Origin of the sequence: Gilliamella sp. CG16 (genome assembly GCF_046635785.1) — a bacterium.
GTDB classification, from domain to species: Bacteria; Pseudomonadota; Gammaproteobacteria; order Enterobacterales; family Orbaceae; genus Gilliamella; species Gilliamella apicola_I.
Window position 1 is genome coordinate 1 of the sequence record NZ_JBIDFL010000014.1, and the last position, 12541, is coordinate 12541.

Below are 12541 nucleotides of genomic sequence, written 5' to 3' on the forward strand. Positions count from 1 at the left end.
ATTATCAGTGATAAACCGATTGGTCAGGCACCTAATCCTATACAAATGCCTGAGGTATCACCACCACAGACTATCTCTGGTGGGATAACACATGGTGTCAGTCAATTTATTGTCGGGTTTATACCGGCGGTAAGGGCAACCAAATTTATTAAACCCTTGAAAAATGTAGGCTCGTGGGTAAAAGGGATGATAGCAGGCAGTGTCACAGATTTTACGGTATTTAGTCCCCATGAAGAACGCCTGTCAAACTTAGTACAAGAATTTCCCGAACTGGCTAACCCAATAACCGAATATTTACAAGCCAAACCGGACGATAGTTTTGCAGAAGGACGATTAAAAAACAGCTTAGAAGGAATAATAGCCGGCGGCTTAGCCGAACCCTTAACCCGTTCACTACGCTTATTAAAATACTCCCGAATTAAAATAACCGGCACTGAAGTCAGAACCAAGGTACATCATAAAATTGAAGCGTTAGAGGTTGAATTAGATGAGATTAATTGGAATAATGTTGTTGAAAAAGAAACAATAAGGAATAATTCTTTACTGGCTAATGCAAATAAAGAATTAGATCAATACATAGCATCTTTAGCTAACAGCAAATATAAACCAGCTACAGCAGTTGGGGCTGTTGATCCATTAACGGAGAAAGTTGTTACTGCATCAAGTGGAACAGTTCCCACTAAAATAGCACCAGAACTACAAGTTTATGCTGATAAATTAGGAGGTTTAGGTGTTAAAACTTCATGTGGTAATGTATTAGGAGCTTGTGCTGAATTTAGAGCAGCCAACGAATTGTTATTAAATAATCCTAATCTTAAATTAAAAGATATACAATTTACTCAAGCCGTACGCCCTCGCAATGGTAAACCAGTGTCCCGTTGTGAAAATTGCACAAATATATTTGGAGTTGAAAAATAATGAAAATGACTGATGAGTTTATAAGTACTAACGATCTTGACTGGTATGCTGCATTTTATAATGGTAATCTAGCACACTTTGCTTCAGGTGGCACAAGAGCTGTACCGAAGAAAGTAGCTGATTCGGTTAAGAATTATGAAGAACTATGTGATTATTTTTTTGAATTAGAAAAACGATCTGATATTGAAATCATTGAAGATAATTTGCCTGAATTTCCCGATCAACTTAAAAGAGAACAATATTTAAAAAGCTATGTTGATTCGGCTTTAAAGGGATTATTTAGTTATGATGTTAACTATGAAGATAATAGCTATTTTTTAGTTGTAAAACCCCTGAGTCCATTATCTTTAAAAGACCTACCGAAAAATATAAAAGAAATAATCTATACTTTACCAAAAGAAGTAAAATCTGCTTCAGTAAGTATAACTGAATTGGAGTAGTCACAACGTAAAAGCACTCTAATTTATTAGAGTGCTTTTACGTTCTTATAGCTGCATAGTAAGTGAAGTGAGTAAAAACGATAAAAAGTGAATGATGTTAGAAAGCCAAACCCTTAACCCGTTCACTACGCTTATTAAAATACGCCCGCATCAAAATAACCGGCACTGAAGTCAGAGCGAAAGTACATCATAAAATTGAAGCGGTAGAGGTTGAATTAGATGAGGTTAATTGGAATAATGTTTTAAATGAAATAAAAGATCTAAAAGAATTGAGCCGATACTCTGGTGACTTGATAAAAGTAAACAAGCCAGATGCAGCAGCTGATGCTTTAGCGATGAGATTAAATGGAGTGTCAAGGGTAAGATTTGCTAATGATACAAGAGAGTTTGATGTGATTAGTGATTTATATATAGCTCAAACAAAACCACCCCTAAAGCAATTAAATCAAAGTGTAAGATCTCAAATGAAAGCAACATTTGAAGCAGCTAAAGAAACTAACCGTTCTGTATACTATCATTTTGAGGGTGAACCAGCAAAATCAGTAATAAATAAATTATATGAATATAGTAATCGTTATGATGTAAAAGTCATTATCGATACTAAACCTCTTAACTAAAAATAAGGTAATAAAATGATCGAATATTATGGGTGGATATCATTAAGAAATTCTACATACGAAAACAATGAAAATGAGATGAATTCAATTCTAAATAAACTTACTTTATTCATATCAGAACATGAATTTGAAAATAGTACAGGATTTATTAAAATTCATAAAGTTAATGGTTGTTGTCAGCTTTTGTTTAGTGGGAATACTAATCATTATTCTCAGGATGTAGCAGAAATTTTTGAGTTATATCAATATGTAGCAAAAATTTCTCAAGGCTCATATGGTTTATTGTATGTTAAAAACGATGAATCTTCGGATAAATTTAATGAATTTGAAGTATATGTCTTAGCTAGAGGGAAAATAAAAAAAGAAAAAGATCAGTTTTTGTCTCCATGTATTCCTAAAATAGAAGATGATTAAGGTTACATTAATCAAATAAAAAGTCGTTTAAAACGATTATGAATCGGTGCTTTAGTCAATTGGTCAGTGTACTTAATTCAAAAATAAAAGATAAAAGATCCTTATCTTGCATCATTTTAGGCATAGTTATATTATGGATAGAGTGCTTTATTATTTAAGGAATGAGTTATGTTAAAATCAATTGATCCAACTACCACTTCATCTTGGAAATCCCTTCAAGCAAGTTATCAAAAGCATCAAAATAAGACCATTGCGCAGATTTTAAAAGAAGAGCCAAAACGAGTTGAAAAACTCAGTATTCCGTTTGAGGATGAGTTTTTGGTTGATCTTTCTAAAAATCGTATTACGCAAGAGACTTTAGCAATACTTCATAAGCTTGCTGATGAATGTGATCTTAAAGGTGCAATTTCAGCTATGTATAGTGGTGAAAAAATTAATCGCACCGAAGATCGTGCAGTTTTACATGTTGCTTTACGTAATGTATCGAATACCCCTATTTATGTTGATGGCAAAAATGTGATGGATGATGTCAATGCGGTATTAGAAAAAATGGAATCATTCAGTAATAAAGTTATTAGCGGTGAGTGGAAAGGGTATACCGGTAAAGCGATAACTGATGTGGTAAATATCGGAATTGGAGGTTCAGATCTTGGGCCTGTCATGATTACTGAAGCATTGCGTCCTTATAAAAATCATTTAAACATGCATTTTGTTTCAAATGTTGACGGTACTCATATTGTTGAAGCATTAAAAGGCTTAAATCCTGAAACAACCTTGTTTTTAGTAGCATCAAAAACATTTACCACACAAGAAACCATGACTAATGCACAAACAGCTCGTTCTTGGTTACTTGATGCGGCTAAAGATGATAAAGCTGTTGCTTTGCATTTTGTTGCGTTATCCACTAATGCCAAAGAAGTTGAAAAATTTGGTATTGATACAGCGAATATGTTTGAATTTTGGGATTGGGTAGGCGGTCGTTACTCTTCTTGGTCTGCGATAGGTTTATCGATCGTTTTATCTATTGGATTTGATAATTTTAAACAATTTTTGGCTGGTGGCCATGCCATGGATAAACACTTCCAAAATACACCAATTGATAAAAATATTCCTGCATTATTAGCCTTAATTGGGATTTGGTATAATAATTTTTATGGTGCTGAGACAGAAGCCATTTTACCTTATGACCAGTATATGCATCGATTTGCTGCCTATTTTCAACAAGGCAATATGGAATCAAACGGTAAAAGTGTCGATCGTAATGGTCATAAAACAACTTATACTACTGGCCCAATCATTTGGGGTGAACCAGGGACCAATGGTCAACATGCATTTTATCAATTAATTCATCAGGGTACTAAACTTATTCCGTGTGATTTTATTGCGCCAGCAATTAGCCATAATCCAGTTGGTGATCATCATCCTAAATTATTATCTAACTTTTTTGCTCAAACTGAGGCATTAGCATTTGGTAAAACCAAAGAACAAGTTGAACAAGAATTTATGGCTGCTGGAAAAACGCTTGATGAGGTTAAAGCAATTGTTCCGTTTAAAGTGTTTGAAGGAAATAAACCGACTAATTCAATTTTAGTTAAGAAAATTACTCCGTATAGCTTGGGTGCATTAGTTGCGATGTATGAGCATAAAATTTTTACTCAAGGTATTATTCTGAATATATTTAGTTTCGACCAATGGGGTGTTGAGTTAGGTAAGCAATTAGCCGGCCGAATTTTACCCGAATTAGCAAGTGATACGCCAGTAACTTCACATGACGATTCAACAAATAATTTGATTAATCAATATAAAAAGTGGCGTTAAACTGATTTAACTTTAGACAGTTAATGAATTGAGCAGAAAAACCTTCAGTAAAACTGAAGGTTTTTTTTTAGCTTATTTTTTCACGCGCATAACAGGTGTTTTACCTGCTTCTACGGTACCAGAAAGTTTTGTCAGTTCGACAATACTATCCATATTAGAAATGACAACAGGTGTTAACACTGATTTTGCTTTACTTTCAAGTAGTGGTAAATCAAATTCGATAATGGTGTCACCAACTTTTACTTGTTGACCTTCTTCAGCGATACGGGTAAAACCTTCGCCTTTTAATTCAACAGTGTCAATGCCAAAGTGTACAAATAGCTCAATACCTTCATCTGATTCAATAGCAAACGCATGATTAGTTTCAAAAATTTTGCCAATTCTACCGTTTAGTGGTGCAACAATTTTATTACCAGCAGGTTTAATTGCAATACCATCACCAACGACTTTCTCTGCAAAAACGACATCTGGTACATCTTCGATTTTAACGATTTCGCCACTCAGAGGTGCAATAATTTCGATGCTATCATTGCTATCATCAGATTTGATGAATTGCTTCAATTTATCGAATAACCCCATTATTTTCTCCTAACAAATTTGCTTTTCAGCGTTATATTTTTCGATTAAATCCATAATTTCTTTAGAAGTTGCTTTTTCAAGCACATTGTCTGCAAGTTTTTTCGCTTCTTCAAAATGTGTATTACGAATTAATTTTTTGATTTTAGGAATTGATACTGCACTCATGCTAAATTCATCAAGTCCCATACCAAGTAATAAAATCGTTGCTCGTTCATCACCAGCAAGCTCACCACACATGCCAGTCCATTTACCTTCTTTGTGCGAAGCATCAATGACTTTCTTAATCAGTGTTAAGACAGATGGTGAAAGTGGATTATAAAGATGTGAAATTAATTCGTTACCCCGATCAACCGCTAATGTGTATTGTGTTAAATCATTGGTTCCAATACTGAAGAAATCAACTTCTTTCGCTAAATGATGAGCAATGACAGCAGCCGCAGGCGTTTCAATCATTACACCAACTTCGATATTTTTATCAAATGCTTTACCTTCGGTAGTTAGTTGTTCTTTGAGGATATTAATTTCAGATTTTAAGATACGAATTTCTTCAACCGATATGATCATCGGGAACATGATACGTAATTTACCAAATGCTGATGCGCGTAATATTGCGCGTAACTGTGCATGGAGTATTTCTTTACGATCTAAACAGATACGAATTGCACGCCAACCTAAGAATGGGTTTTCTTCTTTTGGTAAATGCATGTAAGGTACATCTTTATCGCCACCAATATCCATTGTTCTGACAATAACAGATAAACCATTCGTTGATTCGGCTACTTCTTTGTAAGCTTTGAATTGTTCGTCTTCGTTAGGATAGGCATCACGATCCATAAATAAAAATTCAGTACGATAAAGACCAACACCTTCATAACCGTTGCGATCCGCACCAGCGATATCACGCACCGTACCAATATTCGCACAAATTTCAACTTGGTGACCATCAAGCGTGACGGCAGGTAAGTCTTTTAATTTTGCTAACTCTTCTTTGTCGGCAATATATTTTGCTTGAACTTGTTTGAGTTTTTCTTGGGTAGTATGATCAGGATTGATATAAATGGCGTTATTTATAGCATCAAGTATAACAAAATCACCTTGTTTAATTGTTTGTGTTGCATTTGATGTACCAACAATTGCCGGAATTTCTAATGAACGAGCCATAATTGAAGTATGGGATGTACGTCCACCTGCATCAGTAATAAAACCAAGTACCATATCTAGATTTAGTTGTGCAGTTTCAGATGGAGTAAGATCTGTTGCAACTAAAATACAAGGTTGGCTAATAGCACTTAAATCGACAATTTCAATCCCTAAAATATTTTTGAGTAAACGTTTGCCAATATCACGAATATCAGCAGCACGCTCTTTTAAGTATTCATCGTCTAAGTTTTCAAGCTCTTTAGCTTGAGTTTCAAATACTGATTGGACAGCGGCATCAGCGGTTGAATGCTTGCTTTGTATACGAGAAATAACTTCTTGCTCCAAATCCTCATCTTCTAAAAGCATAATATGCCCTTCAAAGATAGCAGCTTTATCTTCGCCTAATGTGGATTTTGCTCGTTCCATTATCGCATTTAATTGCTCGCTGGATTTTTGACGAGCATCTTTAAAACGCGCAATTTCAGCATCAATTTTGTTATCTGGAATTGCCCTATTATTAACAACAATAGGTTCTTCTTTTAATAATAGCGCTTTTGCAAAAGCGATACCGGGGGAAACAAGTATACCTGATACCATAACATTTAATCCTTATTCAATTTTAAATCTGTTCTTTATCGCATTTTGGAGCTAATTATTCCAATTCAGGAATTAATTTAACTAGATGATTTACCGCTTCTTTTTCATCTTCGCCTTCTGCTGAAATGGTGATGGTAGTACCTTGTGTTAGACCAAGTGTTTGTAGTTTGAATAGACTTTTAGCACTAGCACTTTTACCATTTGATGTGACGGTAATTTCAGCATTAAAGTTTTTTGCTTCTTTTACAAATTGTGCAGCAGGGCGGGTATGGAGACCATTTGGTGCGGTAATGGTTACATCTTGTTTATACATAATAATTCTACTCCTAAAAATATTTTCATTTACGCGACCAATATAAATAAAAACCGCCTTAATGGCTAGTAACATTTAATCGATCTTTGGAAATTTAGTTAATCTTATTCAAATCAAAATATAGTTGTTATATCCATATTTCTCAATAACGGTAAATTCGAGTGATTCTATCACTACATTTTTTAAATTCTACTTCTCCATGTATACCACGCTTTATATTTTCAAAAACAATTTCTTCACTTCCATCAAGTTGTGACTCTTTTATTTCTTTACTGCAAAATGTTTCAAATCGTTGAAGTTCTTCTTCACCATTACCTAATTGGTAATTATGAGGTAAATCGTGACTTGTTATGAATGTTTGGGTTTTGTTCTGCACGTCAAGGATGATAGTGCCTTTGTTAGATAACCATGAACTACAAGCAGTTAATGATATAGCAAACGCCAGAAGGAGAAGGGAAAATTTCATCACAAATCTTACAATATTCAAAATAATTCCTTTATAAAGCTTAGTAACCTGTTTATTATTTATAGCTAGTTGTGGATTATATACTAATAATTAATGAAAGTGCAGAGTGCTTTTTATTGATATGACAAAATCAGGGTGACATTAATGACCAAAACTGTAAATTATGATGAACTTAATCATGAATTAAACTTAAATAAAATGGGTATTACTGCTGCTGAATTACATGGTTTTATTTCGGGTATTTTAGCCGGAGGCAATCATGATGAAAGTTGGCGCCCTTTAGTTGAAGATATGCTCAATAATGGGCAAAAAATACCAGAATCTTTAAATAAGAAAATGGTGGAACTTTATTGTATTACCAAGCAACAATTTTTGGATGATGATTTTGAATTTCAATTGCTACTTAACGAACATGATCTTTTTTCACAAATAGATGATTTAGTCGGTTGGGTTAACCATTTTTTATTAGGGATTGGATTAGTTCAACCAAAATTAAATCGTATTCAAGGTGATGTAGGTGAAGCAATTTATGATTTAAGGCAAATTGTGAAGCTAGGTTACGATGAAAACGAAGATCAGCAAGAGTTAGGCTTTGCATTTGAAGAAATCAAAGAGTATGTTCGCATGACTTCGATTCTCTGTTTTGATGAATTTAATGAGGCTGATATCGCACCAACCATTCATTAATATTAACTTGTTTTTAAAAGGTTATCACTATGCTAAATATCGATACCAAAAAAGAGCTTTTTTCTCGTCGAGAAAAGCTTCTTTCGCAGATGCAACCTAACAGCGTCGCACTTTTTTTTGCCTCACCCGAAGTCGTCAGAAGCAATGACACGCATTATCCTTATCGGCAAAATAGTGATTTTTGGTATTTTACCTGTTTTGATGAACCCGAAGCCGTATTAGTGATGATTAAACAACAAGATAATCATGCTCGATATGTGCTGTTTAATCGTAAAAAAGACCCTCTGGCTGAAACATGGACAGGCTATCGTTTAGGGCAGCAAGCTGCGTTAGAAACCCTTGGCGTTGATGAAGCGCATCCTTTTGATAAAATTGATACTATTTTGCCTGAGTTGTTGAATGGTAAGCAGGCAATTTATCATGCTGATCTGCAATATGATTATGCTGACACGATTGTCAAAAAAGCCCTTACGATTTTAAAACAAGGTGCAAGATTTAAGCTTTCAGCACCCAGTAGTGTGATTGATTGGCGTCCTATTGTGCATGAAATGCGGATGTTTAAATCTAATTTTGAAATAGACCTTTTACGTCAAGCGTGCAAAATTAGTGCCCAAGCCCACTGTCGAGCCATGCGTAGCTGTAAACCTTCGATGTATGAATATCAGTTAGAGGCAGAAATTTTACATGAATTTGCCTGGCATGGTGCGCGTTCTCCTTCCTATAATACGATTGTAGGAGCCGGAAACAATGGTTGTATATTGCATTATGAAAATAACAGTGCGCTTTTAAACGAGGGTGATTTAGTGTTAATCGATGCCGGCTGTGAATATCAATATTATGCAGGGGATATAACACGGACTTTTCCTGTTAATGGTCAATTTAGCCAAGCGCAACGGGATATTTATCATATTGTTTTAGCTGCTCAATATCAAGCAATTGATCTGTTAAAACCTGGAACATCGATTATGGAAGTAAATGATCATGTTGTGAAAACTATGGTGACGGGCTTAGTTAAATTAGGCATTATGCAAGGGGATGTCGATTCGCTCATTGCTGATAAAGCTTATACCGCATTTTATATGCATGGTTTAGGGCATTGGCTCGGCATTGATGTACATGATGTCGGTAGTGGAAGGGATCGTATTTTAGAGCCGGGTATGGTGTTGACTGTTGAGCCGGGGCTTTACATCAATCACGATGCAGATGTGCCGGAGTGTTATAAAGGTATTGGTATTCGTATAGAAGATAATATTTTAATCACAACATCGGGTAATGAAGTATTGACCAGTGATGTGCCAAAAGAACCAGAGCAAATCGAAAAATTGATGTTATCGGATCAATAATCTTATCGCTAAAGCAATAATCTTCAAACTGTGATTATTGCTTTTGTTTTGATTATAGATAATAAAATCGTATTTTATTATTTTAAGAAACTGTTCAGACGATTAATTATCTAATCTGATTGATTTATCCCGATTAAAAATTATTTTTATTTTTAAATCTTTTGCTATTTTACCTTCGTATTTCCACGTTTTCATCGCTGTGATAACTGAACGATTAAAAATATTGTTCGGTTTGGTTTCGATAATTCGAATATTTTCGACCCGCCCATTACTATTGATATCAAAGAGTACAACGACATAGCCTTCTATGCGCATATCAAGTGCCCGACGAGGATATTCTGGCTGATTACGACTAATTGGCGAGGGATTACCCGAATGTTGACGGCTATCAGAAATGGAAGATGCGACGGCTGTTTTGGCAAAGTTATCCGTGATCACTTCTTGTCTGACTTGCTGACGAGACTCTTTTTGAATCGGTTTGGATTCCGTTCTTGGTTTGGGTTTTGGCTTCGGTTTCGGTTTTTGCTCGATGACAATGTTATTTTCGGGCATGACTTCCGGTTTTTTTTCAACGATAGGTTCCGGTTTTTCTTCATTAGTCATTTGGGTTTCAATAACTGGCTCAACTATCGGTTCTGGTATTGGTTTATTATCGATAATGTCACTTTCTTTTACCCCTTTGATATCAGGTGTATTTTCAACTAATGATTGTTCAGGCGCTGCCATTTGCGATATATCAATCATGATCGCTTTAATTGAGTTGTCACCTTCATCAACGATGATATTTTTGGCAAAAAGCATAGGGCTGAACAGCAACGCCAGTAAAAATAGATGTGACACAATCGAAAGTGACGTGAATAAATAAACACTCTTGGGTTTGATATGTGTTGGCGATTGAGGCGCTTTTTCGTTGCTAATGTCTATATCAAAATTGATTTTCATAACAATTATCATGTTTAACTTAAGGTAATCATTCTAAATGAAAATGCTTATCATTTGTAGTCTTTTTTAAAATATGCTAATCCAACACCTTGTTGCTCGGCAATATTTATCAGATAATAGCAATTAAATATCTATTTTTTTAGTGGTTTGGGTGATGAATAATCCTTCAATGAGTCAAATACTCGATCTTGTAAAAGATGACTTAGTTAAAGTTAATGAGGCAATTCAGGCGGAGCTTAGTTCGGATGTTGTGCTTATTAATCAATTAGGTAATTATATTATTAGTAGTGGCGGTAAGCGTATTCGCCCTATTATTGCGTTGTTAGTTGCCAAAGCACTTAATTATCAAGGTGACAAGCACATCGTTGCCGCTGCGTTCATTGAATTTATTCATACTGCTACATTATTACATGACGATGTCGTTGATGAGTCCGATCTCAGGCGTGGAAAGTCAACCGCGAATGCATTATTTGGTAATGCAGCCAGTGTTTTAGTTGGTGATTATATTTATACGCGTTCTTTCCAAATGATGGTACGGACTGAATCTTTCAAAGTTTTAACTATTATGTCGGCAGCAACAAATGTGATTGCTGAAGGTGAAGTGCAACAATTAATCAATTGTAATGATCCCGATATTACTAAAGAACAATATTTAGAAGTCATTTATCGTAAAACCGCTCGTTTGTTTGAAGCAACTTCGCATTCGGCAGCGGTATTAGCTGGCGCCAATGCAGAACAAGAATTTGCCTTACAAGAATATGGAAAATATTTAGGTACGGCCTTCCAAATTATTGATGATTTATTAGATTATAGTGCTGATAGTAATCAAACCTTAGGTAAGAATTTGGGTGATGATCTTAATGAAGGCAAACCAACTTTACCATTGTTACATGCGATGCGTCATTGTCAAAATGCTGAGGAAGCCAAATTGATTCGTCAAGCCATCGAGCAAGGAAATGGGCGACATTTGTTGGATCGTATTCTGCAGATCATGAATGAGTGTGGTTCACTTGAATATACATTACAAATAGCACAGCAAGAAGCCCAAAAGGCTTTTGATGTGATTGCTATCCTGCCAGACTCTCCCTATAAAAAAGCATTGCAAGATCTCGCATTGCTCTCAGTAAAAAGAGAAAATTGACAGGAGTTAAATCGAAGTATGGATTGAAAACATTCCTACTCGTACTTATATGGACATTTTATATTAAATCATCATTAGCAATGATCAAAAATTGATTTCTTTAGATTTCATCGTATGTTGTGAAATGACGAGCAATTTTTTCTGATTATATTAACAAGGTAATTAGGCATGTTTAAACGATCTTGGCCGGTCTTTATTATTTTTATCTCTATGATTTCGTTACAATCAAGTGCATCTATGGCCAAATATCTTTTTCCGGTATTAGGCCCTGAAGGGATGACTGCTTGGCGATTAACTTTTTCATCCTTGATGCTTATCATTATTTTTAAACCATGGCGTAAACCCATTACTAAACAAGCTTTTAAGTATGTGTTTTTATATGGTGTAGCAACCGGTTGCATGAATTTGGCTTTTTATAGTGCCATTGCCAGAATTCCGCTTGGTATTACCGTTGCGATAGAACTTACTGGACCGATAGTTGTCGCAATGTGTTATTCGCGTCGGTTAGTTGATTTTATTTGGTTAGGCGTTGCAGTTATCGGGCTTGCGATACTTTTACCGATTCATCAAGCTTCTGGTGATTTAGATCCCGTTGGCATTTTAATGGCATTATTAGCAGGTTCAGGTTGGGCATGTTATATTGTCTTTGGGCGTAAAGCTGGGGCATTATATGGTTCATCAAGTGTTGCGATAGGGTCTTTGATAGCGTCGTTATTTGTATTTCCTATTGGTGTGTGGGATAGTGGGAGTGCTATGTTTTCTTTGGAACTTCTTCCTTTAGTGTTTGTGGTTTCATTATTGGCGTCGGCCATTCCTTATGGATTAGATATGATAGCGTTGCCAAGATTACCCGCTCAAACATTTAGTACATTAATGAGTTTGTCGCCAGTTTTTGCTGCTTTGTCAGGCTTCATTGTTTTGCAAGAGCAATTAACGCGCTATCAATGGTTAGCCATTACATTTATTATTGTTTCATCAATCGGGACGGTATTGACAATGAGCCGACCAACTAAAATTAAATCGGTTAATCCATAATGTTTTTACCAGCATTACGCAGATTAATACGCAATGCTCGTGTAAATATCGCTTGTTATACTTTGTTTAAAGCATAACAAGCGAGTTGATA

13 protein-coding genes and 1 pseudogene are annotated in these 12541 nt (G+C 35.3%); 9 read left to right on the top strand and 5 right to left on the bottom strand.

Features of this window, described 5'->3' with window-relative positions:
• The 5 genes and pseudogenes from ACGH47_RS10475 to pgi form a co-directional block, all read left to right on the top strand.
• A pseudogene (locus ACGH47_RS10475) lies at nt 1-918 on the top strand (hypothetical protein); the annotation flags it as partial.
• A complete protein-coding gene (locus tag ACGH47_RS10480) occupies nt 918-1358 on the top strand; it encodes a hypothetical protein (RefSeq protein WP_411623372.1) in 441 nt (146 codons plus the stop codon). The pseudogene ACGH47_RS10475 and the gene ACGH47_RS10480, both read left to right, overlap by 1 nt.
• Nucleotides 1359-1627: 269 nt before the next feature.
• Complete coding sequence (locus ACGH47_RS10485) at nt 1628-1975, top strand: restriction endonuclease fold toxin (RefSeq protein ID WP_411623373.1); 348 nt, start codon at nt 1628-1630, stop codon at nt 1973-1975.
• 15 nt (nt 1976-1990) lie between these two features.
• Nucleotides 1991-2389 (top strand): Imm7 family immunity protein, encoded by a 399-nt coding sequence (locus ACGH47_RS10490; RefSeq protein ID WP_411590829.1) that lies wholly within the window; start codon nt 1991-1993, stop codon nt 2387-2389.
• A 168-nt stretch (nt 2390-2557) separates the two neighbouring features.
• Nucleotides 2558-4207 (top strand): glucose-6-phosphate isomerase, encoded by a 1650-nt coding sequence (gene pgi, locus ACGH47_RS10495; RefSeq protein ID WP_411623374.1) that lies wholly within the window; start codon nt 2558-2560, stop codon nt 4205-4207.
• A 72-nt stretch (nt 4208-4279) separates the two neighbouring features.
• Here pgi and crr read toward each other — a convergent pair whose 3' ends face one another.
• The 4 genes from crr to ACGH47_RS10515 all read right to left on the bottom strand — a co-directional run bounded on the left by crr (nt 4280) and on the right by ACGH47_RS10515 (nt 7323).
• Nucleotides 4280-4786 carry a PTS glucose transporter subunit IIA gene (gene crr / locus ACGH47_RS10500; RefSeq protein WP_267352124.1) on the bottom strand — a complete coding sequence of 169 codons (507 nt, stop codon included), beginning with the start codon at nt 4784-4786 and terminating at the stop codon, nt 4280-4282.
• 9 nt (nt 4787-4795) lie between these two features.
• Nucleotides 4796-6523, bottom strand: a complete 1728-nt coding sequence (ptsI, locus tag ACGH47_RS10505) for a phosphoenolpyruvate-protein phosphotransferase PtsI (RefSeq protein ID WP_411623375.1) — start codon at nt 6521-6523, stop codon at nt 4796-4798.
• A 55-nt stretch (nt 6524-6578) separates the two neighbouring features.
• On the bottom strand, nt 6579-6836 hold the full coding sequence (gene ptsH / locus ACGH47_RS10510; protein ID WP_065559773.1) for a phosphocarrier protein Hpr: 258 nt from the start codon (nt 6834-6836) through the stop codon (nt 6579-6581).
• Between the two features lie 142 nt (nt 6837-6978).
• Nucleotides 6979-7323: a hypothetical protein gene (locus ACGH47_RS10515; RefSeq protein ID WP_267352127.1), complete on the bottom strand. Its 345-nt coding sequence runs from the start codon at nt 7321-7323 to the stop codon at nt 6979-6981.
• A gap of 123 nt (nt 7324-7446) precedes the next feature.
• Between ACGH47_RS10515 and ACGH47_RS10520 the strand changes: the two genes are divergently transcribed.
• On the top strand, nt 7447-7989 hold the full coding sequence (locus ACGH47_RS10520) for a UPF0149 family protein (protein WP_267352129.1): 543 nt from the start codon (nt 7447-7449) through the stop codon (nt 7987-7989).
• A 29-nt stretch (nt 7990-8018) separates the two neighbouring features.
• Complete coding sequence (gene pepP, locus ACGH47_RS10525; protein WP_411623376.1) at nt 8019-9332, top strand: Xaa-Pro aminopeptidase; 1314 nt, start codon at nt 8019-8021, stop codon at nt 9330-9332.
• A gap of 102 nt (nt 9333-9434) precedes the next feature.
• On the opposite strand, the gene ACGH47_RS10530 is transcribed toward pepP, so the two are convergent.
• Nucleotides 9435-10274 (bottom strand): TonB family protein, encoded by an 840-nt coding sequence (locus ACGH47_RS10530; RefSeq protein ID WP_267352132.1) that lies wholly within the window; start codon nt 10272-10274, stop codon nt 9435-9437.
• Nucleotides 10275-10428: 154 nt separating this feature from the next.
• Between ACGH47_RS10530 and ispB the strand changes: the two genes are divergently transcribed.
• The gene (ispB, locus tag ACGH47_RS10535) at nt 10429-11415 is read left to right on the top strand and encodes an octaprenyl diphosphate synthase (protein ID WP_267352134.1); all 987 of its coding nucleotides are present in this window, start codon (nt 10429-10431) and stop codon (nt 11413-11415) included.
• A gap of 168 nt (nt 11416-11583) precedes the next feature.
• A complete protein-coding gene (locus ACGH47_RS10540; protein WP_220215998.1) occupies nt 11584-12450 on the top strand; it encodes an EamA family transporter in 867 nt (288 codons plus the stop codon).
• Nucleotides 12451-12541 lie beyond the last annotated feature (91 nt).